Source organism: Pseudomonas sp. Choline-02u-1 (assembly GCF_002836515.1).
Taxonomy (GTDB): domain Bacteria; phylum Pseudomonadota; class Gammaproteobacteria; order Pseudomonadales; family Pseudomonadaceae; genus Aquipseudomonas.
In genome coordinates this window covers 1-22,171 of record NZ_PJBC01000066.1, presented here as the reverse complement: position 1 = coordinate 22,171, position 22,171 = coordinate 1, and the positions used below count along the sequence as shown (strand labels likewise).

The 22,171-nt window shown below is 60.4% G+C and carries 17 protein-coding genes and 2 pseudogenes; 8 read left to right on the top strand and 11 right to left on the bottom strand.

Annotation, left to right across the window (positions count from 1 at the left end):
- Positions 1 to 136 precede the first annotated feature (136 nt).
- A complete protein-coding gene (locus CXF97_RS28090; protein ID WP_157830925.1) occupies positions 137 to 346 on the bottom strand; it encodes a hypothetical protein in 210 nt (69 codons plus the stop codon).
- A 1,213-nt stretch (positions 347 to 1,559) separates the two neighbouring features.
- Here CXF97_RS28090 and CXF97_RS24705 point away from each other — a divergent pair.
- Together CXF97_RS24705 and ggt are read left to right on the top strand one after the other, a co-directional pair.
- Entirely contained in the window at positions 1,560 to 1,760 is a 201-nt protein-coding gene (locus CXF97_RS24705; RefSeq protein WP_101161837.1) for a hypothetical protein, read from the top strand.
- 522 nt (positions 1,761 to 2,282) lie between these two features.
- Positions 2,283 to 4,115: a gamma-glutamyltransferase gene (gene ggt, locus CXF97_RS24700; RefSeq protein ID WP_101161836.1), complete on the top strand. Its 1,833-nt coding sequence runs from the start codon at positions 2,283 to 2,285 to the stop codon at positions 4,113 to 4,115.
- 53 nt (positions 4,116 to 4,168) lie between these two features.
- Here ggt and CXF97_RS24695 read toward each other — a convergent pair whose 3' ends face one another.
- The 4 genes and pseudogenes from CXF97_RS24695 to CXF97_RS24685 all read right to left on the bottom strand — a co-directional run bounded on the left by CXF97_RS24695 (position 4,169) and on the right by CXF97_RS24685 (position 7,695).
- Positions 4,169 to 4,768: a flavin reductase family protein gene (locus CXF97_RS24695; protein WP_101161834.1), complete on the bottom strand. Its 600-nt coding sequence runs from the start codon at positions 4,766 to 4,768 to the stop codon at positions 4,169 to 4,171.
- 181 nt (positions 4,769 to 4,949) lie between these two features.
- Positions 4,950 to 5,387 (bottom strand): annotated as a pseudogene (locus CXF97_RS28835) (methyl-accepting chemotaxis protein); the annotation flags it as partial.
- Positions 5,388 to 5,537: 150 nt separating this feature from the next.
- Positions 5,538 to 6,176: pseudogene (locus tag CXF97_RS28830) on the bottom strand (PAS domain-containing protein); the annotation flags it as partial.
- A 205-nt stretch (positions 6,177 to 6,381) separates the two neighbouring features.
- Positions 6,382 to 7,695 (bottom strand): MFS transporter, encoded by a 1,314-nt coding sequence (locus CXF97_RS24685; protein WP_101161830.1) that lies wholly within the window; start codon positions 7,693 to 7,695, stop codon positions 6,382 to 6,384.
- A 337-nt stretch (positions 7,696 to 8,032) separates the two neighbouring features.
- On the opposite strand from CXF97_RS24685, the gene CXF97_RS24675 reads away from it, so the two are divergent.
- The gene (locus CXF97_RS24675) at positions 8,033 to 9,451 is read left to right on the top strand and encodes a short-chain fatty acid transporter (protein ID WP_101161826.1); all 1,419 of its coding nucleotides are present in this window, start codon (positions 8,033 to 8,035) and stop codon (positions 9,449 to 9,451) included.
- A 157-nt stretch (positions 9,452 to 9,608) separates the two neighbouring features.
- Positions 9,609 to 10,781: a hypothetical protein gene (locus CXF97_RS24670; protein ID WP_101161824.1), complete on the top strand. Its 1,173-nt coding sequence runs from the start codon at positions 9,609 to 9,611 to the stop codon at positions 10,779 to 10,781.
- A 61-nt stretch (positions 10,782 to 10,842) separates the two neighbouring features.
- Here CXF97_RS24670 and can read toward each other — a convergent pair whose 3' ends face one another.
- Positions 10,843 to 11,487, bottom strand: a complete 645-nt coding sequence (gene can / locus CXF97_RS24665) for a carbonate dehydratase (protein ID WP_039761245.1) — start codon at positions 11,485 to 11,487, stop codon at positions 10,843 to 10,845.
- A gap of 140 nt (positions 11,488 to 11,627) precedes the next feature.
- Between can and CXF97_RS24660 the strand changes: the two genes are divergently transcribed.
- A complete protein-coding gene (locus tag CXF97_RS24660) occupies positions 11,628 to 12,032 on the top strand; it encodes a serine kinase/phosphatase (RefSeq protein WP_101161822.1) in 405 nt (134 codons plus the stop codon).
- Between the two features lie 118 nt (positions 12,033 to 12,150).
- Here the strand turns inward: CXF97_RS24660 and rimI are convergent, their stop codons facing one another.
- Together rimI and CXF97_RS24650 are read right to left on the bottom strand one after the other, a co-directional pair.
- Positions 12,151 to 12,603, bottom strand: coding sequence for a ribosomal protein S18-alanine N-acetyltransferase (rimI, locus tag CXF97_RS24655; protein WP_101161820.1), 453 nt, complete (start codon positions 12,601 to 12,603; stop codon positions 12,151 to 12,153).
- Complete coding sequence (locus CXF97_RS24650; protein ID WP_101161818.1) at positions 12,596 to 13,354, bottom strand: energy transducer TonB; 759 nt, start codon at positions 13,352 to 13,354, stop codon at positions 12,596 to 12,598. Before CXF97_RS24650 ends, rimI begins: the two co-directional genes overlap by 8 nt.
- Positions 13,355 to 13,596: 242 nt before the next feature.
- Here CXF97_RS24650 and mksB point away from each other — a divergent pair, with 242 nt between their 5' ends.
- Genes mksB through mksF form a run of 3 tightly spaced genes read left to right on the top strand, consistent with a single transcriptional unit; the run spans position 13,597 to position 18,405 of the window.
- Positions 13,597 to 14,877: an Mks condensin complex protein MksB gene (gene mksB / locus CXF97_RS24645; RefSeq protein ID WP_178081233.1), complete on the top strand. Its 1,281-nt coding sequence runs from the start codon at positions 13,597 to 13,599 to the stop codon at positions 14,875 to 14,877.
- On the top strand, positions 14,867 to 15,568 hold the full coding sequence (mksE, locus tag CXF97_RS24640; RefSeq protein ID WP_064589195.1) for an Mks condensin complex protein MksE: 702 nt from the start codon (positions 14,867 to 14,869) through the stop codon (positions 15,566 to 15,568). The genes mksB and mksE overlap by 11 nt, the downstream gene beginning before the upstream one ends.
- Positions 15,565 to 18,405, top strand: coding sequence for an Mks condensin complex protein MksF (mksF, locus tag CXF97_RS24635; protein WP_101161814.1), 2,841 nt, complete (start codon positions 15,565 to 15,567; stop codon positions 18,403 to 18,405). The genes mksE and mksF overlap by 4 nt, the downstream gene beginning before the upstream one ends.
- Before the next feature lie 118 nt (positions 18,406 to 18,523).
- Here mksF and CXF97_RS24630 read toward each other — a convergent pair whose 3' ends face one another.
- From CXF97_RS24630 to CXF97_RS24620, 3 genes are read right to left on the bottom strand one after another with little or no spacing between them, the layout of a single operon-like run.
- Positions 18,524 to 20,827: a PqiB family protein gene (locus tag CXF97_RS24630; protein ID WP_101161812.1), complete on the bottom strand. Its 2,304-nt coding sequence runs from the start codon at positions 20,825 to 20,827 to the stop codon at positions 18,524 to 18,526.
- Positions 20,820 to 21,443: a paraquat-inducible protein A gene (locus CXF97_RS24625; RefSeq protein WP_101161810.1), complete on the bottom strand. Its 624-nt coding sequence runs from the start codon at positions 21,441 to 21,443 to the stop codon at positions 20,820 to 20,822. The genes CXF97_RS24630 and CXF97_RS24625 overlap by 8 nt, the downstream gene beginning before the upstream one ends.
- Positions 21,430 to 22,089, bottom strand: coding sequence for a paraquat-inducible protein A (locus CXF97_RS24620; RefSeq protein WP_101162251.1), 660 nt, complete (start codon positions 22,087 to 22,089; stop codon positions 21,430 to 21,432). Before CXF97_RS24620 ends, CXF97_RS24625 begins: the two co-directional genes overlap by 14 nt.
- Positions 22,090 to 22,171: the final 82 nt, after the last annotated feature.

The window sequence follows — 22,171 nt, the reverse complement described above, 5'->3', positions numbered from 1 at the left end:
GTCATTTTTCCATTCGTCCAAAGCCGGGGCCATCGATTTCACGTCACAGATGTTCACAGAAGACCGAGCCAGCAAAAAGCGGACTCAGGCGAATTGACGAATGGTTTCCGGTATCCACGCTGGTATCCACCATCTGTTAGCAAAAGTTAGTACGCGCAGCATTGATCTCAGGTCGGCATTTGGGCCAGGCATCCAGCCAGTGACCATTCGCGGTGACCATCAGTAGTGACCACTCCCACCGGTCACCGAATGAACCTTCGCGCACGTCTTCACGCACGATCTTCACGCACCCAGAAGCCCGCGAAAGATGATCCAAAACTGGATCATCTTTGATGGCAGCGAGCATTACTCGGATATCCCCTGTGGGAGCGAGATTCCCAACGCTGGTACGCAGCCCGGTACGCACGATCAGTACGCGCCTGGCACTGGAGCCGCCACCAAGTTCGCACCTGGTTCGCAACCACCATTGCGCGCGAACCGTCGTCCCCATGCCGACCTTTCGCGACAAACTCGTAAAACCTCGGGCTGACATCCAGGCATCCCCGCTATCCAGAGTTGTGGTCGTCGAAGGTTTCCACTGAGGCTTCCACCATAAGCAGTGGTTTCTTCTGTAAACCGGCACACCGAACGGCACATTGCTCTTCAGGACGGCGAGAACGTTCTACCCCATTGGGGAAACACCCCATGAATGAGCGCAATAGCCGCGACCTCGGGTGGTGGACTCAACACAATGTGGCGGTTTTGCCACTCCCCGCGCCGCGGTCTACTTTGACCACGCTTTGACGGAATGTAAGACAGGCATGAGACGGAATCCAAGGCCGGTGGGCGTCAGGGGCTTGTTCCGCCTTGGCCGCGTCAAAGTGGGGAGGCTGACCGTCTCACACCCCTGATAGACCCCTGACGGATTCTGGACAGGCTCTGGACGGATTGACCGGGCGCATTTTGGTTGGGGGTGACGGGGCGCTACGGCCATCAAGGCCTGGCCAGCTCGGAATGCTGACGGCGATAGCCGAGGCGTCCTGAACGGATTGGGCTGTCACAGCGCAGACCACGCCGGAATCCTTGACCATCCTTGACGGAGCCTTGACCAAACTTTGGACAGGTCTTGACGGTTTTCCCTAGGGCAAACCACAACCGGGCACGGCAAACCCGCGCATAGCATGGCCTGCGGCGATTCGCGCGGCCCCGTCGACGCCCGTCTCGTCAAAAATTCAAGATCACACCCGTCAAGGATGAACGGTAGATGGACAGGCCAGCGCCCACGAGCCGGCCGCGCCACAAAAATATTAGACAGGCATTAGACGGATTCCGGACAGCAGGATACCGATCGGTTGCCGGGAGGGTTCGTGGTTCGCGGCTTCTGGCGGTGACGGCATGCCGACGCGCTCCGGTCTCGTCTAGTCTCTTGCGGGCGCCTTAGCTCCTGACAGCAGGCCGGAGCAGGCGGCAGGAAACTACCGGAATCCCGGTAGTTCGATTGCGCACTGATAAACTCTGCAGATCATCGCTGGCGCCGACCCGGTCCAGCGCCAGCATTCCGCGAGCCAGAGGACAGTGCCGTGTCTGTGATCGATTGCGATTACCTGCCAACCGAGAAAGTTAAGATCCCCGCCGAGCTGGCGCTGCTGATCATCAGAAAGGCCAGCGCCATGGCGGCTACCTTCGAGGAGCAGGCGCTCGATCAACTGACCAAGGACGCGCGACGAGCGCTCAGGCAAGGCGCAGACCCGCGGAAGGTCATCAGGGAAATGAGGCTGTGAGAGGCGCCGGTGAGTTTTCGCCACCTGCCCTACCGAAATGGGATGGCAGGTAGCCGCGGCCACTCCCCCGTCCCGGGGTAGCGCTTCTTGGCGTCGGTTCGAAGCGTGGTTACCGTTCGTCGGGTACAGGTGAGTAGCGTCAATGGTGAATTCTGGACGACGGCGAGCAGGCCAAAAACAGCCCAGCAGACGGCGCCGTGTATCCCCTGGTGTATCCCTTGAATATCACAGATTAAGAATATCCAATAGATACAGTAGGTTAGTCGTCCAGTTCAATTGCCTGTGTAGCCACCAAGTACTAAAAACGGCTTACCGAAAGGTAGGCCGTTTTTTTATGCCTTCAGAAAAGTTGCGCTCTGCGTCACTTGCAATCTACCGCTTAACGTCAACGGAGAATCGTTTTCAGGTGATCCGTTGTCGCAGCCACCTAGCGCCACTGGCGAAAATTCTCACCCGGTTTGCACCCCGCCCGCCCGGTCGATAAAGTCCCCAGGACTTCTACCCCACGGACGGAGAGCCCACGTGTTTCCAACCTTGCCCTTGAGCCGCTTTCGCCTGCCAGCCCTGACACTGCTTGTCAGCGCTCTGACCCTCACCGCATGCAACGCCCCACCCTCTTCTTCCTTGCCACTAGCACCAGAAGCTGCTTCCGGCTACCGCACTGATCTGCAAACCCGCCACGCCAATAAACACATGGCTGCCGCAGCCAATCCGCTGGCGGCCGAAGCCGGGCGGGAGATGTTGCGTCAGGGCGGTTCCGCGATTGATGCGGCCATTGCGATGCAGGCGGTGCTGACGCTGGTTGAGCCGCAGTCTTCCGGGATCGGTGGCGGTGCGATGATCGTGTTGTGGGACGGCAAACAGGTGCGCACCTATGACGGCCGCGAAACGGCGCCGGCCGGGGCCACCGAGAAGCTGTTCCTGAATGCCGACGGTAAACCGATGGCCTTTACGCAAGCACAGATCGGCGGGCGTTCGGTCGGTACGCCCGGGGTGTTGCGCGCGCTGGAGCTGGCGCATCGGCAACACGGTCGCCTGCCGTGGGCGAAGCTGTTTGAGCCGGCGATCAAACTGGCCGAGCAAGGCTTTGCGATTTCCCCGCGCCTGCATTCGCTGCTGACCGCTGATCCACTGATACGCCAGTCGCCGGATATGGCTGCGTACTTTCTGAATGAGGATGGCAGCGTCAAAGCGGTGGGCACGCGCCTGCAGAACCCGAAATTGGCCGCCGTGTTCAAACGCATCGCCAGCGAAGGGGCCGATGCGCTGTACAAAGGCCCGATCGCCGAAGAAATCGTCGCCAAGGTTCAACAGCACGCCAACCCCGGCAGCCTGTCGCTGAACGATTTGCAGCGTTATCAGGCCAAGGAGCGCGCGCCGCTGTGTACCGACTACAAGCGCTGGCAGGTTTGCGGCATGCCGCCGCCGTCGTCGGGCGGGATCGCGGTGGCACAGACTCTCGGCACGTTGCAGGCGCTGGAGACTCGCGACCCACGCCTGTCGCTGGCTCCGCTTAAACCAGTGAAAACCAATAAGCCGGCCGGCATCGAACCGAATCCACAGGCCGTTCATTTGATCGCCGAGGCCGAACGCCTGGCCTACGCCGACCGTGCGCAATACGTGGCGGATACCGACTTCGTCCCGGTCCCGGTCAAAGGCCTGATCGATCCGGGCTATCTGACCAGCCGCGCCAGCCTGATCGGCGAGCGCAGCATGGGCAGCGCCAAACCGGGCACACCACCGGGCGTACAAATGGCCTACGCGCCGGACCGTTCGCCGTTGCGCATCTCGACCTCGCAAGTGGTTGCGGTGGATGACCTCGGCGGCGCTGTGTCGATGACTACCACCATCGAAGCCGCATTCGGCTCGCACCTGATGGTTCAGGGATTTCTGCTGAACAACCAGATGACCGACTTCTCGTTCATCCCCGAAGAGAACGGCCACAAAGTCGCCAACCGCGTCGAACCCGGCAAACGCCCGCGCTCGTCGATGGCACCGACGCTGATCTTTGATCGCAACACGGGTGAATTCGTCGCCACGGTCGGCTCCCCCGGCGGCTCGCAAATCATCGAATACGTCGCCAAAACCACCATCGGCCTGCTCGACTGGAACCTCGATGCACAAAGTGCAATCAACCTGCCCAACTTCGGCAGCCGCAATGGCCCCACCGAACTGGAACAGGGGCAGTTCAGCGCGGCCCTGATTCAGGCATTGAAGGAAAAGGGCCACGCGATCAGCGAAATCGACATGACCAGCGGCACCCAAGCGATCGTGCGGGTGAAGGATGCGCAGAATAAAGCGACGTTGACCGGTGGTGCCGATCCTCGACGTGAGGGAGAAGCGGTAGGGGATTGAGACACTGCATTGAAAAAGGCCTGCCGAGCGGCAGGCCTTTTCGCAGGAGTGAATCAGACCTCCAACGTCTTGCCGTCCACCCCATCACCAATCGTCAGGAAATGCCCGCCGGCGACATGGTGCAGCGTGCGCAATCCATCATGCCCTTCGAAATGCCAGCGGCCTTCGCTGAATACACGTTCGTCGGCCTGCGCGGCGATGACCTCGGCGAGGAACAGGTCGTATTGCTCGTGATTGCGCGGCTCTGGCAGCAGGCGGCATTCGAGCCAGGCGACACAGCCCTCGAGCAGCGGCGCTTCAACCTGTTCGCCAGCGAAGGTGTGCAGGTCGTACGCCTGAAACTTGTCCTGACCTTGGTTGCGGGTGATTTGCAGGCCGGAGGTGTTGCCGACGGTTTGCACAATATCGGCCTGATAAACGCATGGCACGTTCAGTACAAACGTGCCGGAAGCTTCAAGCAACTGGCGGGTCCAGGTGGATTTGTCGAGCACGACGGCGACTTTCGGCGGTTCGAAATCCAGCGGCATCGCCCAGGCAGCGGCCATGATGTTGCGCTGGCCATCGTGGGCAGCGCTGACCAGAACGGTGGGCCCATGATTAAGCAGGCGATAGGCTTTGTTCAGGGGCACCGGACGGCGGTGAGAGACGCTCATGGAAATCTGCTCCGGAGGAAAAGGAGCCGATTGTAGCGCCAGCCCCGAAAGATCTGTTGGCGACAACTGTAGGAGCTGCGGAACGCTGCGATCTTTTGATCCTGGCTCTGATGCTTGAATTCAAATCAAAAGATCGCAGCCTCGTTTCACTCGTCAGTTCCTACAGGGATCGGCGTGCAGGTCAGTGAGAGAGCTGATTGGCAAACTGGCCCACCGCATCCACCACTTTCTGCGCACCGTCCTGAATCTCGACGATCACCGTGCCCGCTTCCGCCGCCAGCGCCAGGCCTTGTTCAGCCTGAAGCTTGCCGTCGGTCATCAGGGCCACGGCGCTACGGGCCATTTCCTGGTTCTGCCGTACCACGCCGACGATTTCGTCCGTCGCCTGGCTCGTGCGCGAGGCCAGTTGCCGAACCTCATCCGCGACCACGGCAAACCCACGGCCCTGTTCGCCGGCCCGGGCGGCTTCGATGGCGGCGTTGAGCGCCAGCAGGTTGGTCTGTTCGGCAATGCCGCTGATCGTTTTGACGATCGTGCCGATCACCAGCGACTGCTCGTTCAGCGCCTCGATACCTTCGCCGGCGGCTTGCATGTGCCGTGACAGGTCACGCATCACGTTCACCGCTTGGGTGACCACCGTGGTGCCGCGTTGCGCGGTGCTGTCGGTTTGTTGCGAGGTGCTGTAAGCGATGCTGGCCGCGTCGGCAACCGCCTGCTCGCGGTTGACCTGATCGGTGATCACCGTGGCGAACTTAACCACTTTGTACAGTTTGTCGTTGGCATCGACCACCGGGTTGTAGGACGCCTCCAGCCACACCGTACGACCATGGCTGTCGATACGCTTGAAGCGGCCAGCGACAAATTCGCCGCTGTTCAAGCGCCGCCAGAAGTTCTGGTACTCGGCGCTGTTGTACTCTTCCGGGGCGCAGAACGTACGGTGATGTTTGCCCTTGATCTGCGCCAGGCTGTAACCCATGCCGTTGAGGAAGCGATCATTGGCGGTCAGCACATTGCCGTTGAGGTCGAACTCGATCACGGCGGTGGAACGCACCAGCGCGCCGATCAGGTTCTCATGCTCGCGGGAGGCTTCGATGGTGCGGGTCAGGTCACTGGCGTAAAAGGAAATGTGCCTGATCCGGCCATCAGAGGAGCGCACCGGCTGTACGATTGAACGCAACCACGCTTCGTCGCCGTTGCCGCGCAACAATCGCACGGCGCCGGCGAAATGCTCGCCACGGCTCATCGAGTTCTTGAAACGCTGATGGAATTCGTCGGATTTGACGTGAGCCGGGACGATGTCTTCAATTGCCCGGCCGACCAGGTCCTGGCTCTTGTAGAGCATTTCATCGAGAAAATTCTGGTTGACCGAACGAATCCGCCCGTCGGGCTCAAGGGTCAGTGCGAGCATTTCGCTTTCCAGGCTTTCCTTCACTTGCACAAGGCTGGAGAGTTCTTCGCGGAGAGCGGCCAGCTCTTGCTTCAAGCGTTTATTGAACATGGGAAAGCACCGATGGCAGGGTTGAAAGCGGCGTACAACCTAGCCATCGGCCTGGCGGAGTTTTTCTAAAGCCAGCGCAAGACCCGTCAGTCGAAAATAGTCCAGCGCTCTCGGCTCAGGCAGCACCGGCAGCCTGACACGGCCCCGTGCGCGGCATGCGCGCACCGAAATACGCTGCCGTCAGAATCCCCACCGCACCCATCACTGCACAGAACATCACGCAAATCCATGGGCTCCATGGCATCAGACCGATCAGCAGCAGTGGTGTGAAACTCGCCCAGGCGGCGTAGGCAATGTTGTAGGTGAAGGAAATGCCTGACACGCGAATCCGCGCTGGGAACAGCCCGACCATCACCGAAGGCACCGCACCGACGACTCCGCAGGCAAGACCGGCGACTGCATAGGCAATGCCGATCCAATGTCCGCCGAGGATCAGACAGCCATACAACACGCCAATCCCCAGCGGCAGCAACAGGCTGTAAAGCATGACCGTGCGCCAGGCACCCATGCGATCGACCAGCAGCCCGGCGATCACGCAGCCGATATTCAGGAAAACGATGCCCAGGGCGCTGAGGCCGAAAGTGTGGTTGGCAGTCATGCCAAAAGTTTTCTGCATCATCGTCGGGGTGATCACAACGAACACCACCACTGCCGAGGTCAGCACGCAGGTGAGCAACATGGCCGGCAACATGGCCAGACGATGCTCACGCAATACCGTGCGCAACGGCAGCTCGACCCGCGCCTCGCGCTGCGCCTCCATGGCCATGAACACCGGGGTTTCGCTGAGCCAGCGGCGCAGATAAACGCCCACCACGCCGAATACGCCACCGAGCAGAAACGGATAGCGCCAGGCGTAATCGAGAATCTCCGCAGGAGTGAACACCTGCGCAAGGAAAGTCGCGGTGAGTGCGCCGATCAGATAACCGAAGGTCAGCCCGGCCTGCAAGAATCCGAGTGCGTAACCGCGATGGCCGATAGGCGCATGCTCGGCAACGAACACCCAGGCGCTCGGCACCTCGCCGCCCACCGCCGCGCCCTGCAGGATGCGCAGCGCCAGCAACAGCAACGGGGCGAAATAGCCGATCTGCGCGTAGGTCGGCATGATCCCGATCAGCAGGCAAGGCAGCGCCATCATCAGAATGCTCAGGCTGAAAACCTTTTTGCGGCCCAGCCGGTCGGCGAAATGCGCCATCAGAATCCCGCCCAGTGGCCGCGCCAGATAACCGGTGACGAAGATGCCGAAGCTCTGCAGCAAACGCAGCCACTCGGGCATTTCCGGCGGGAAAAACAGCTGGCTCAGGGTCAGCGCGAAGAACACGAAAATGATGAAATCGTAGATTTCCAGCGCCCCACCGAGCGCCGCAAGGCCGAGGGTCTTGTAGTCGGCACGGCTGAACGGCGCCGGTCGGGCTGGAGAAGTGGCAGTCATGACAAAGAACTCAGGTATCGGCAAAAACCAAGGCGCCCATGGTCTACGCAAATACGCGGATCGACAACCCGTCAGACCATCGTCTCGGTTTGCGAAAACCCGCTCAACAAAATGGCCGCGCTTGATTTACTGTTAGTGCCTGTCTGCTGGCGCACAATTTACAAACCACCATAAATCCCTGTGGGAGCGAGCTTGCTCGCGAAGAGGCCGGTACATTCAGCATCACTGTTGACTGACCTGACGCGTTGGCGAGCAAGCTCGCTCCTACAGAGGCGGTGTCAATGCTGAGATTGTGGCCATAGACCAAAATAACCATAAAAAATCCGAGGTACTTCCCGTGGCCGTTGATATCGAAGATAGCCGCTCCGCGCGCTTTGCCCTGCGCTGTTCAAATTTTGCCGAACGCTGGTTTCCCGACTCCTGGGTGTTCGCCGCGTTGGCCGTCATCATCGTTGCGCTGGCCACCCTGGCCATGGGCGCCAAACCCATCGCTGCGGCGATGGCCTTCGGAGACGGCTTCTGGAGCCTGATCCCGTTCACCATGCAAATGGCCTTCGTGGTAATCGGCGGCTATGTCGTCGCCAGCTCGCCGCCTGCCGTCAAACTGATCGACAAACTGGCACGCATCCCGAAGAACGGCCGCTCCGCCGTGGCCTGGGTGGCGTTGATCTCGATGGTTGCATCGTTGCTCAATTGGGGTCTGTCGCTGGTGTTCGGCGGGCTGCTGGTGCGCGCCCTCGCCCGCCGCACCGATCTGAAAATGGATTACCGCGCCGCCGGTGCTGCGGCATACCTGGGACTTGGCGCGGTGTGGGCGCTGGGCTTGTCATCGTCGGCCGCACAGTTGCAGGCCAACCCGGGCAGCCTGCCGCCGTCGATCCTGTCGATCACTGGCGTGATCCCGTTCACCGAAACCATTTTCCTCTGGCAGTCCGGCGTGATGCTGCTGGCGCTGATCGTGATCTCGATCATCATCGCCTACGCCACTGCGCCCGGTCCGAACTCGGCACGCGACGCTGAGGCCTGCGGGATCGACCCGGCCTTCAACCTGCCGCCGCTGCAACCGCGCACTCGCCCCGGCGAATGGCTGGAACACAGCCCGTTACTGATCATTGTGCTGGTGCTGCTGGCAGCGGGATGGCTGTTACACGAGTTCTCGACCAAACCGGCGATCACCGCGATTTCCGGGCTGAACACCTACAACTTCCTGTTCATCATGCTCGGCGCGCTGCTGCACTGGCGCCCGCGCAGCTTCCTCGATGCGGTAGCCCGCGCGGTGCCGACCACCACTGGCGTGTTGATCCAGTTCCCGCTGTACGGCTCGATCGCTGCGTTGATGACCACAGTCAAGGGCGCCGATGCGCAAACCCTCGCGCATCACATCTCGACCTTCTTCGTCAGCATCGCCTCCCACGACACCTATGCGCTGCTGATGGGCGTCTATTCGGCGATTCTCGGCTTTTTCATCCCGTCCGGCGGCGGCAAATGGATCATCGAAGCGCCCTACGTGATGCAAGTCGCCAATGACCTGCAATACCACCTCGGCTGGGCAGTGCAGATCTACAACGCCGCCGAAGCCCTGCCGAACCTGATCAACCCGTTCTACATGCTGCCGCTGCTGGGCGTGCTCGGGTTGAAGGCGCGGGATCTGATCGGCTTCTCGTTCGTGCAACTGCTGGTGCATACGCCGCTGGTGCTGCTGTTGTTGTGGGCGCTGGGGACGACATTGGCGTATACGCCGCCGGTGATGCCGTAGCGCAAACGAGCCAGGCCTGTAGGAGCGAGCGCTCGCTTGCACAGGTCTGGCGTGGAAATCATGAAATCCACACTCGACCGCTTTTCTGTCAAACACCGCTGATCCACTATGACGCGCCCCCAAATCGAGGGGAACCCACGCTGAAATGGATCTGAGCATGTTCAAACTCGCAGGATTTACCCTCGTTGCACTGACGCTAAGCGCCGCCGCTCACGCCGATGTCGACGTGAAACTGGGCAGCACAGAGCGCGTCACCCGCCTCTTCGCCTACCCCAACAATTGCAGCGTGATCTGCTTCCGCAACTGGACGCTGGAGCAGACCGTTGCTCATTACCTGAGCCAGAGCGTGCAGCGTGATGGCTACGCCGATGCCAAGGTGCTGGTGAAAACCGATAACGATCAGCTCTACGCCGAGATCACCGGAGTGCCGGACGGCTATGACAAGCCGCTGTCGGCGTTGCTCGACGCCGGCGATCTGGCTTACGCCGGCGCCAGCAAGCTCAATGCCGAGGGCAAATGGACCTACAGCTGGTATTTTTTCCTGCCGCTGGGCATGGCCCTGGAAAATCGCAAAAGCGTCGAGTTGCTGCACTTTCCGCCTGACTACTCGCTGACCCAGGCGCAGGACTATCTGCGTTCGAACACCACCGATCGCTGGGCGTCTTTGCTGACCACTAACGGCATCCCTGCCGGGCAGACGCCGGCTTATCAGACCATCATCGACATCGCGCCGATCGCCGCGCCGTCCAGTGCCGGCGGGGATCTGGAGGACGTCTACGACTACTTCAAGGCCTACCAGACCACGCTGGTCAAGCAGTTCAGCCAGACCGCCAGCGGCGCGACGCTGCCGATGGTTGCGTTTGGGGCGCCGGTGCGCAACTGGATCAAGGAACAATATGGGCCGACGGTCGCCGTATTGGGTCTGGCAAGCATCAGTCCGAGCGAAGGGGTGAATGTGCCGGTGCTCGGCTCGAATCATCCGAGCTATATCTGGTACGCCGCTGATCCGAAGAGCTATACCGGCGACGATGCCCAGGCCAAGGCTGACGCCGCAGGCCTGAAAGTCATGGGCCAGGATTTGAGCGCGGCTTGCTGGCAGGCCGGGATGGGCAGCGAACCGGGCAGCAATGCGCAGTCCACGCTGAACAGTTGCACGCAAACATGGCAGGTGACGCAAAAGGTCACCACGTGCGAGTTGTTCTACACCTCGATCCGCGATCTCAGTGCCGAACAGGCCGCCGCCAAGTGCGCCACGCCAGCGGTCAAGAAACAACTGCAGCAGCTGAAAGCGCCACTGCCTGCGGCTGCCGCGCCCGCGCCGGCACTGTAATCGTTGCCGGAGCAACCTCGCGCCAGCCAATGCTGACCCGGGATTACGGCAAGAGCCGCAATTATGGTGCGCCGACCGGGCGCAAGCGATATTGCGGCGGCAATTGCTCGAAACCGCTGATGGTGGTGTTCAGACTTTTCCAGCGACCGTCCTTGATGCCGTAGATGCAACCGTGTATCGACAGTGGCTGGCCGCGATGCCAGGCATTCTGAATGATGCTGGTGTGCGCAACGTTGGCCACTTGCTGGATCACGTTGAGTTCACACATCCGGTCGACCTGCTCTTCTTCGGTCGCCAACTTGGCCAGCTCTTCGCGTTTCTCGTAGTACAGATCACGGATCGACCGCAGCCAGCCGTCGATCAGGCCAAACTGGCGATCCTGCATCGACGCACGCACACCGCCGCAGCCGTAGTGGCCAGTGACGAGGATGTGTTTGACCTTGAGGACGTCGACGGCGTACTGGATCACCGACAGGCAATTGAGGTCGGTGTGCAGCACGACATTGGCGACGTTGCGGTGTACGAACAGATCGCCCGGCAGCATGCCGACGATTTCGTTGGCCGGGACACGCGCATCGGAGCAGCCGATCCACAGGTATTCCGGTGTCTGCTGGCGCGCCAGTTTGGCGAAGAAGTCCGGGTCTTCCTTGGTGATCGCGTCAGCCCAACGCTCGTTGTTATCAATCAGGTCTTGTAGATCGTGCATGTTTAAGGCCTCAAGAAAGATGCGCAGGTTTGATAGACGACCACCCGTCGAAGTCACGCCGCCAGCGCAAAGTGTTTCCGTTGGAATTCTCGCGCGCCCGGTGAGTCCACTCAGTAAGGCCCACAGTATGAGGATTTGCCATGACTGATTCACGACGCCCTTATGATGCGGTGCAACCGGAACCCATCGATGATAACGAAGACCGCATGGGCTCGGTGCACGAGCTGGATTTCGACGACGAAGAGCCCAGCGCGAAGATCGGTGATGAGCTGCCCGAGCGTGAACGAGAACAGCTGATGCCGGCTGAGCGGGTGCGTGAGGCGGGTCTGACCGGGGCCTCGGTGGACGATCACCAGCCGACTGACGATGACCTGAGCCCGGAAACGCTGATTCGCGAGGACGGTGCACGCGATGCCGAGGAAGTCGGCGAGGGTAATCCGGCGGATTGGGATTTGAGCGAGGTCGGGGAAAATGACATCGGCGGCGGTGACGGGCTGGATGAGGCGGAACTGGCGGACCTGGATCCGCTGGATGGCAAGCGCTGATCAGCTGATTGAAAGTCGCTCCATGTAGGAGCTGCCGAAGGCTGCGATCTTTTGACTTTTTTTGCAAAATCCAAAACAAGATCAAAGGATCGCAGCCTTCGGCAGCTCCTACATGGCATCAGTCGATGAGGGTGCAGGCCATCACGACCGCATCCTCACGTCCACCCACCGCCGGATAGTAATCGCGACGCCGGCCAATCTCATTGAAGCCATAACGCTCATACAACTTGAACGCGGCAGTATTGCTGTCGCGCACTTCGAGAAAACACTCCCGAGCCTCAGCGGCATACGCTCGCGACATCAAATGCTCAAGCAAGGTCAGCCCCAACCCACGCCCCTGATTTTCCGGTTTGACGGTGATATTGAGCAGATGCGCCTCATCAAGAATGATCTGCACCACGCCGTGCCCGACCTGCTGCTGCCCTTCGAACATCAGCCAGATCTGATATTTGCCCAGGCCATCGAGAAAAATCCCGCGGGTCCACGGATGGCTGTACGCGGCGTATTCGATCTTCAACACAGCGTCCAGATCCGCCTCGGTCATCGGGCGAAAGGTTACAGCCTCACTCATCGGATTGTTTCCAGCGCGCCATCAGCCGACGCATGGCTTGCCAGACAGCAGCCTTGCGCTGTGGCTCTTCCATTAACAGTTCCAGACCGGGAATGGCCCAGGCCAGGCCCAGACCTTCGATCTGCAATTGACTATTGAACGCTTCGGCGTCCGCTTCACCGGCGAACTTCACCGCTGGCAAGCCGATCAACCATAAACAGGCGCAGGGTGCTGCTTCCATCTGTACCGAGAGGAAGCCCTGCACAAAGTCGCGCGCCGCTTCCGGGCCTTGGTCCAGGGTGCCGCGATTGAGCCACGGCCAGCGCACCGGTTCGCCGACGATCTGCGGTGCATCGGGCAGACCGGCGGCGCGCAGCATGTCTTTGAGCAGCAGGTAGGCGGGATCGCGACTTTGAAACGCTTCGCCTGTGGGTAACTCGACCAGCAGCAGGCAGCGCCCGGCGCGCAGCAGTTGCAGGGCGAAACGCGGCGGCGGCACTGGCGCAGGTTTGGCCACCACCGGCGTCTCGTCGACTTCTTCCACCGGTTTCGCGCCGTTGCGGGTGCTGGCCAGCGACGGACGCGGCACTTCGATTTTCGGCCGCTCGACCGGCCGCTCCACCGGACGCGCGGCAGACTGCCCGGGTGCTTGGGCCTGAGGCGCCGGTGCAACCGGGACCTCAAGCTCAGGCTCAGGTATTTCCAGCAGCTCGGGCCGCGACGGTGCGGCGAAAGGCAGTTCGGTGCGCGGCAGCCAGTTGACCACCTGCATGGCGTTCAAATAGGCGCGGCGGCGGGACTCGATAAGCAAAGGTCGGCCACTTGTGGATAACGGAAAGTGCGCTGATTCTACCGCCCTTCGCGCAAGATCGCTTGCTGTTGATCGATAGCCTGTGCTGCACCGCGCCGCTGCGCTTTGAGCAAAGAATGCGACAGCCCGTCCCGAGAGTGAATCGCCACGCCTGTGATGCAGTACAATCGCCGCTTTTAATTGCCAACCAGCCGGCCATTCCGATGATCGAACCCAAGCGCGTCTTGCGCGCCCTCGCTGAACACTGGGCACTTCTGGAGCCATTGTGCGAGCACTTCGACCAAGGCACCCTGAGCCTCAACGAACTGCGCACGCAACTGGCCGCCCAACAACTCGACAGCACGCCGCAGGACATCACCAGCCTGCTCGACGTGTGGATCCGCCTCGACATTCTGGTGCCGGTGGCGAAAAGCCCGAACCGTTTCGAGCTGAACGCGCAGATCCACGACTTCCTGGCCTATCTGCGCCGCGAACACCGGCTGGGCCTGTGCCTGGAAATCGAAGCCTACCTGCGTCACCTCGAACGGCTGGCCGGTTACATCCAGGACGCCTTCGACGTACGCGACGGCAACGACCTCGCCCGCCAGTTGCGCCTGCTCGACATGCGCGTGCGCGACGTACTGAAGAAGCTCGACAACGACGAACAGGCGCTGGTCGCCGTGGCTGAACGCGCCAAGACCAGCGACCGGCAGATTCCGCTGCGTCAGCGTTACGCCGAAGTACTGGCGACGTGGGACGAATACGTCGAGCCGATGATCGATCTGGTCAACGCCGACGGCGCCTTCGAACAGGGCGTGCGCAAGGTCGAAACGGTGCTGCTGAAAATGCTCAGCGAACAGCAGCGCCTTGGCCATCTGGTCGATGACGACATGCTCCTGCGCACCCACGCGCGCATTCTCGAAATGCAGACCAGCGCCCAACTCACTCTGCGTCACGCCCGCGAACTGCTGCTGCCGCTGCGTGAAGAAGCACGCCGGCACAACGCCGTGACCCGAGGTGCTGCGTTGGCCCTGGCGGCGATCCGGCGTAAAGGCATCGACGCCGTGCCGCAAGCGGCGATGCCATTGTTCACTCGCCCGCAAAGCACCTTCCTCGGCAGCGCCAGTCAGGTCGAAGCGTACGTGTATGCGCTGGCGCGTTTCGAGCCGAAACCGGCGCGCTTCCCTAAGGCGCACAAGACCCAGAAGGCTGGCGATGCCCCACGTGCACCGCGCACCGTGCGCGAGATGGTCGACCGTTGCGAAGAGTCCCTGCCGATGCCGGATCTGATGACCTGGCTGCTGGAGCAGGAACCGGACGGCGCGACCGACGAATTGCTCTACTGGTTCTCGCGCCTGTCGCGGGAAAAACGCTTCAAGCGCGAGCGTCTGGAACGCCGCGAATACCACACTCACGAGCATCAGGTCAGCCTGCGCTCCTTCGCCCTGCTCTCGGCCAGCGACACCGCCGCCGAGAATTCTGCGAGCATCCCCCATGCATCTTGATCTTTCCGAACTGTCGCAACTGGCGCCGATCTTCCGCGAGTTGTTCAAGGGTTACCACGTCAGCCGCCGTGATCCTGAGCTGTACGCACAACTGTCCAACTTCCAGGATCAGTACCGCACGCTGTTCAAGGCGCTGGGCTTTGAACTGGTCTGCGACACCCGTGGCTTTTATTACTTCGTCCCGGACATGGCCGCCGCGGCGGTGAACAAGACCGCCCAGCGTCTGGCGCTGTTCACCTTCATCCTCGTCGAGCATCTGGCCGATCAGGGCCGCGACCCGATCGCCGTGCTCGACGGCGGCAGCCTCGGCCGTGAAGAACTGCCGTCGCTGCTGGACAAGTACCGCGACCTGTTCATTCAGGCCGAAGTGCAGACCGTTGAAGAACTCGAAGAAAAGATCATGCGTCGCATGACTCAACTGGGTTTCGCCGGCGAAGAAAACGGTGTCTACCGCTTTCTGCCGCCCATGCACCGTTTCCTCGACGTGTGCCTGTCGGTCCAGCAGGACCGCGATCTCGCGGCCAGCGTGCACAGCGTTCTGCCGCTGCCGGCACCGGTGCTGATCGATGAAGCGGCCGAAGCGAAATTCCTCGAAACCGACGATCCATTGGATTTGAGCGAATTTGAAGAAGAAAGCGAAGAAGACGCACTGGCCCGCGCCATTGCCGAAGAACAGGAGTCCGACGCATGAGCCAGGAACGCTACGGCATTCGCCGCTTTGCCCTTTTGAACACCGCCGGTTACAGCCTCGGCCTGTTCCCGCTGGAAGAACCGCTGTCGGTTTACGGCGCGAACAACCTCGGCAAATCGGCATCGATCAACGCCTTGCAGTTCCCGATTCTGGCGCGCATGTCGGACATGAGTTTCGGCAAGTACAGCCTTGAACAATCGCGGCGCTTCTACTTTGCTTCTGACACCAGCTACATCCTTGTCGAAGTGAATCTGCCACACGGCCCGCACGTGATAGGCGTGGTCGGTCGCGGCCCGGGTGGCGGTTTCGGTCACCAGTTCTTCGCCTACGCCGGCAAGCTCGATCTGGCCCACTACCAGAAAAACGACACCTGCCTGCGCCAGAAAGAGCTGTTCAGCAACCTCGAAAAAGAAGGCCTGAAAGCCTACGAACTCAAGCCTGACGAACTGCGTCGTTTGCTGGTCGGCGGCCACACGTCGATCCCGCTCGACCTGACGCTGATCCCGCTGCGCTCGACCAGCGAGCAAAGCCTGAAGACTTTCCGCGCGTTGTTCATCAACCTGCTGCACATGCGCGAAATCACCGCGGCCAAGCTCAAGCAATTGTTCCTCGATGCCTTCGAACACAGCCTGCGTTCTGGCAGCGTCGATTACATCGCTGCCTGCGAAGAAGCCTTCCGCGATGTACGCCGCATGGAACAGGACTACAACTCGCTGGTTGCCGCCGGCCCTTTGGTTGAGGCACTGGCCAACGGCGTGAAACAGCGCGACGTGCTGCGCGGCAAACTGCATCGCCTGTCGCCGCTGCTCGATTCCCTGCTCGGCACCTGGTCGGACTACGCCACCGCGCGCAAGGAAGAGCTGACGATTCAGGCCGAGCACTACCGTCGCGAGCAGGACGATCTGCAAAACGATCAGCGCGGCGGCACTCAGGAACTGATGCGTCTGGAGCGGGAGATTTCCGGGATCCAGCGCTGGCTCGGCGAGCTGTCGGTGCTGAAGAACCGCTTCGCCCTGGTCGATGACGTCAAAGTGCTCGAGCAACAATTGCTTGCCGCCAAGGACGCTCACGACGAACTGGCCGGTGCCTTGGCGCAGTCGCGGCAGTTCAGCGCCGAGGATCTCGAAGAGCGTCTGCGCGATCTGGAAAAACGTCTGAAGTCGGTGAAGCAGCAACTCGATAATGCCGACAACAACAGCTACGCCCGTCTGCGCGAAGAGTTCTCGCAACAGGACGTCGAACGCCTGATGCGTCTGTTCAACAGCGCGCTGTTCAGCCTGCCGCTGGGCGAACACGGCATCACCCTCGACGAGAACGGCGAGTGGGTCAAATCGGTCGAGCTGATTCTCGATGGCTTCAAGGGCGAGCGTTTCGAAGTGCCAGGCCTGTCGATCGACATCTCGCACATCGAGCCGCCGGCCCTGCAAGCGCTGGCCGACCGCGCCGCATTGCGCGATCAGAAAGAGCGTCTGGAAAAAGAGCTCAAGCAACTGAAAACCCAGCAGGCCGTGGCCGCCGACCGCGCCGCGAGCAAGACCCAGACCGAGGCGCTGTATCAGCAGGTGCTGGACGCGCAGAAGGCGCTGGAAGATTTCCGTCGCACCCAGACCTTGAGCGCCGAAGAAAGCGACAAGCTCGAGCAACTGGCGCAGATGGAAGCCGCGCAGGACGAACTCAAGCGCTCCAGCGATGCCTTCACCGAGCGCGTCCAGCAACTGTCGGCCAAGCTGCAACTGGTCGGCCGCCAGATCGCAGACATGGAAGCCAAGCAACGCACTCTCGACGATGCCCTGCGTCGTCGTCAGTTGCTGCCGGCGGATCTGCCGTTCGGCACACCGTTCATGGACCCGGTCGACGACTCGATGGACAACCTGCTGCCGCTGCTCAACGATTATCAGGACAGCTGGCAGGGCCTGCTGCGCGCCGACGGTCAGATCGAAGCGCTGTATGCCCAGGTGCGCCTCAAAGGCGTGGCCAAGTTCGACAGCGAAGACGACATGGAGCGCCGTCTGTCGCTGCTGATCAACGCTTACGCGCACCGCACCGATGAAGCCCTGACACTGGGCAAGGCGCGCCGCGCGGCGGTCACCGACATCGCACGCACCCTGCGCAACATCCGCAGCGACTACGACAGCCTCGAGCATCAACTGGCGCTGTTCAACCGCGAGATCAACAAGCGTCAGGTTTCCAACCTGCAGAGTTTCCGCATCGTCCTCGCGCCGAACAAGGAAGCGCTCAAGCACATCGACCAGATCATCCACAGCGCCGGGCAGTACGAAGAAGGCGAAACCCTTTCGGTGTTCGACCTCAGCCAAAGCGCCGAGCAGGACAACAAGAACGAAGAGGCCAAGGAATACCTGGCACGGCTGGTGGCGGCGAACCACAACCAGCTCGGCCTCAAGGACTTGTTCGAACTGGCCTTTGAGATCACCAAGGTCAACGGTCAGCCGGTGATCCACACCGATATCGACGGCGCGGCCTCCAACGGCACGACCATGACCATCAAGGCGCTAACCAACATGTATTTGTTGCTGCACTTGATGGACCGTGACCTGGCCGGCCGCGTGCGCCTGCCGTACTACCTCGACGAGGCAGCGGACATCGACGAGAAGAACCAGGCCGCATTGCTGGAGACCAGTCTGCAACTGGGCTTCGTGCCGATCCTGGCGAGTGTGAAGCCGCAGGTCTGCGCCAGTGTAGCTATCGACCTTGAGGGCGGCAGCGGCCCGGCGGGGATCTACATTGACGAGGCGGACTGGAAATATATCCGCCGCCATGATGTGGTCAAGGCCACGTTGAATGTTCAAGCAGACGAGCCGGAGCTGGATGCGGTTTGATCGGCTGTAGCTGAAGGCAAAAAAAAGGGCCGCGATCTGATCGCGGCCCTTTTTTATGGTCTGGATTTTGTGTTGATTTGGCTGGCCCCTTCGCGAGCAGGCTATTCGACAGACGCCGCTACTTACCCAGCGGAATCTTCGGCGCCCAGGTCAGCCATTCATCCTCAAACTTTTCGAACAACGGGAACGTCTGCTCGGCTCGCGCCGGATTGCCCATGCGTTCGCCATCCGGTGTGGCGAAGGCGATGCCGCCCTGAATCAGCGTCTCCAGCGATTCGGTGCGCACCGTGACACCTTTGAACAAACCGTAATCGAAGCCCACGCCGCTGGTGTTCCAGAAGCGGCTGCCGCTGCGCACCAGCGGCGCGTACTTCGGCTCGATCAGGATGTGCACCAACACTCGGTCAGCCGTTTGGCCCAACTCATAACCGGTGACCTTGCCGACGGTGATTTCACGGTAAGTTACCGGCACTCCAGGCTTGAGCGAACCGCGGCGTGCAGCGCTCAAGACCAGACTCAAACCGGCTTCCTGTTTAGTGACTTCCGGCGCTTCAGCCAAAGCAACGAAGTTTTTCTGCGGCCCGAGATTTTTCACCGCAGGCTGGACTTCGATGTATTTGCCGGTAACCAGCGTTTCCAGATTCTGCGTCTTGATCAGCCCCAGTTCCGGCTTCACCACCCAGAACTGACTGCCGACCCGGGCGATCTTCTCCGGCACTTCGGTGATCCGCGCGGTGAGGATCACAGACTGCATGTCGTCGGTGAGATCGACGCTTTCAATCTTGCCGACATCCAGCCCCTTGAAGCGCACCGGCGTGCCGCTGCTCAAACCGTCGGCGCGGTCGACCTTGATCGTCACCACTGCGCCTTTCTTGTTCGCCTCATCGTGATCTGCAAACAGGCGGAAGCGTGGGATGTGCTTCTTCAGCGGCGCATTGGCCTGCGGCGTTTCGAACGCAATCCCGCCGGCCATCAGCGTTTGCAGGGATTCACTCTTCACCTGAATGCCGCCGGTCAAGCCACCCGTGAGGGTAATGCCGCTGACGTTCCAGAAACGCGTGGAGGCGTTGACCAGGTTTTCGTATTCCTTCTCGATGTGCACGCCGATGACCAGTTGCTTCTTGGTTCTGGAGAACTGGTAGCTCTGCACCGAACCGACCTTGACCTGCTTGTACAGAATCGGACTGCCGACATCGATCGAACCCAGCGAATCGGTAAACAACACCAGATGCAGGCCCGGCGAACGCAGATCCAGCGGCGGTGCTTTCGGTCGCGCCTCGAATTCGCGTTTCGGCGCAGCGCCTTTGTCGCCCGGACGCACGGCGATGTAGTTACCTTTCACCAGCGCTTCCAGGCCGGTGATACCGGCGAGGGAAATCGACGGTTTGACCACCCAGAACTGCGTACCCTCAACCAGATAATCTTCGGCCAACGGATCAAGGGTCAGCTCGGCTGTAGCGCTGTTCAGGTCAGGATCGACCTTCAGCGCTTTCAGATTGCCGACCTGAATGCCCTTGTACATCACCGGCGTGCGACCGGCCTGCAGGCCTTCGAAATCGCTGAGCTTGACCTTGACCCGGATCCCGGCAGCGGCGGCGTCGAAGTCTTCATAGAGACGGAACGGCAGGCTTGGATCCGTCGCCGGGCTGTCCTTGCGATTCTCCGGCGTGGCGAACGCGATACCTCCAGCGACGATGCTGGCCAGGGATTCGCTGCGCACTTTTACCCCGGACAGATTGGCGTCGATACTGATGCCGCTGGCATTCCAGAAACGGGTGTGTTTGCGCACCAGTTTGGCGTAGGTCGGCTCGATGAAGACTTTCAGTTCAACAGTGCTCTGATCTTCGGACAGTACATAGCTTTTGACCTGACCGACTTTGATCTGCTTGTAGAACACCGGGCTGCCACGATTCAACGAACCGAGACGATCAGCCTTGATGGTCAGGTGCAGACCCGGCTTGGCGTCGGACAGCGGCGGCTCTTCGGCGAGTGCCTTGAACTTGCGCACCGGCTCGCCTTCACCGGGGCTGATCGCCACGTAGTTGCCCGAAACCAATGTTTCCAGACCGGTGATACCGGCCAAGGTCACGCTTGGCTTGACCAGCCAGAACCGCGTACTGGTTTTCAGATACTGTTCGACGTCCTTGTTCATTTCGATGGTGGCGATAACCCCTTTGGAGTTGCCTTCATCGTCAAGCTTGAGCGTCTTGACCTTGCCGACCGGCATGCCCTTGTAGACCACCTCAGTCTTGTTGGCCTGGATACCTTCGCCACTCTCGAAGCGCACCTGAATTTCGATGCCGGTTTCTGACCAGGCACGCCAACCGAGCCAGCCGCCAATGATCAGCGCGATCAGAGGCAGCACCCAAATGGCCGACCAGTTCGAAGCCGGTCGGGTTTTCGCTACAGGCAAATCAGTCATGGTCGTCGTCCGACTCCGTGTTATCCCAAATCAGTCGGGGATCGAAAGTTACTGCGGCGAGCATCGTCAGAATCACCACAGAGGCGAAGGCGACGGCGCCCATGTTGGCTTCGACGCTGGCAATCCGGCCGAAGTTGACGACCGCCACGAGAATGGCGATCACGAAAATATCGAGCATTGACCACCGACCAATGAACTCGATGAAACGGTACATCCAGATGCGCTGACGGGCCGACAATGGCTGCCGTCGTTGTACCGAAAACAGCAACAACGCGATGCCGACCAGTTTGAAAGTCGGCACCAGAATACTGGCGATGAACACCACACTCGCGATCGGAATCATGCCGTGCTGCACCAGTTCAATCACTCCGGACATGATGGTGCTCGGCTCACCCTGGCCCAGAGAGCTGACCGTCATGATCGGCAAGACATTGGCCGGGATATAGATGATTGCTGCTGTAATCAGCAGAGCCCACGTTCGGGTCAGGCTGTTGGGGCGGCGAGCGTGAACCTGAGCGCCGCAACGGGTGCAGTTCTGCTCATCGGTGTCTGCTTCCTGCCTGTTCAGCTCGTGGCACTCGGTGCACACCAGAATGCCCGCATCAATCGCCCGCATGGGCATCCTCTCCTGATAATGCCTGCCAGATCTGATGCGGTGACATCACTACCTCCAGCCAGACTTGTACGAGCAACAAACCGATAAAACACGCCAGGCCAAGGCCGACGGTAATCGCCGCCATATCCGCCAATTTGACAATCGCGACGAGGACGCCCATGAGGTAGACCTCAAGCATGCCCCAGTCTCTGAGGTGGTGGTAAATACGATAGAGCAGCAAGCCATAACTACGGCCGACGTCGAAACGAATCGTCAGCAATACAAACAGCTGGCACAGCAACTTGAGCAACGGTATCGCCATACTGCAGAGGAAGACGACGATCGACACACCTTGCATGTCGGTGTTGAACAGGCCAACCACACCGCTCCAGACCGTATCCTGCGAAGATTGCCCGAGGATATTGAGTTGCATGATGGGTAAAAAGTTTGCCGGTACGTAAAGTAATAACGCCGCGATCACTAGGGCGAGGCTGCGCTGCACCACGTTATGGCGGTGGGCATACAACTCATAACCACAACGAGGACAGAGGGCTTTCTCACCATGGGCAAGCGTCGGCTTGCGCATCAGCAGGTCGCACTCATGACAGGCTATCAAGTCTTCCAGCGGTAAATCTGACAGCCCGGGGGTGTCAACCGATTCTGACATACAGGCTCTGGCTCCGAAAAAAGATGGGGCTATTCTAGTGTTCTGTTTCGAAAATAACTGTGCAATTTTGTTCGCCATGTCT

Coding starts and splice junctions, on each gene's coding strand:
- CXF97_RS28090 (WP_157830925.1), bottom strand. CDS start 346: ATGCTCGCTGCCATCAAAGATGATCCAGTTTTGGATCATCTTTCGCGG.
- mksB (WP_178081233.1), top strand. CDS start 13,597: ATGATCGAACCCAAGCGCGTCTTGCGCGCCCTCGCTGAACACTGGGCA.
- CXF97_RS24695 (WP_101161834.1), bottom strand. CDS start 4,768: ATGAGCGTCTCTCACCGCCGTCCGGTGCCCCTGAACAAAGCCTATCGC.
- mksE (WP_064589195.1), top strand. CDS start 14,867: ATGCATCTTGATCTTTCCGAACTGTCGCAACTGGCGCCGATCTTCCGC.
- CXF97_RS24650 (WP_101161818.1), bottom strand. CDS start 13,354: ATGCAGGTGGTCAACTGGCTGCCGCGCACCGAACTGCCTTTCGCCGCA.
- CXF97_RS24670 (WP_101161824.1), top strand. CDS start 9,609: ATGTTCAAACTCGCAGGATTTACCCTCGTTGCACTGACGCTAAGCGCC.
- CXF97_RS24660 (WP_101161822.1), top strand. CDS start 11,628: ATGACTGATTCACGACGCCCTTATGATGCGGTGCAACCGGAACCCATC.
- rimI (WP_101161820.1), bottom strand. CDS start 12,603: ATGAGTGAGGCTGTAACCTTTCGCCCGATGACCGAGGCGGATCTGGAC.
- CXF97_RS24620 (WP_101162251.1), bottom strand. CDS start 22,089: ATGTCAGAATCGGTTGACACCCCCGGGCTGTCAGATTTACCGCTGGAA.
- CXF97_RS24630 (WP_101161812.1), bottom strand. CDS start 20,827: ATGACTGATTTGCCTGTAGCGAAAACCCGACCGGCTTCGAACTGGTCG.
- can (WP_039761245.1), bottom strand. CDS start 11,487: ATGCACGATCTACAAGACCTGATTGATAACAACGAGCGTTGGGCTGAC.
- CXF97_RS24685 (WP_101161830.1), bottom strand. CDS start 7,695: ATGACTGCCACTTCTCCAGCCCGACCGGCGCCGTTCAGCCGTGCCGAC.
- CXF97_RS24625 (WP_101161810.1), bottom strand. CDS start 21,443: ATGCGGGCGATTGATGCGGGCATTCTGGTGTGCACCGAGTGCCACGAG.
- mksF (WP_101161814.1), top strand. CDS start 15,565: ATGAGCCAGGAACGCTACGGCATTCGCCGCTTTGCCCTTTTGAACACC.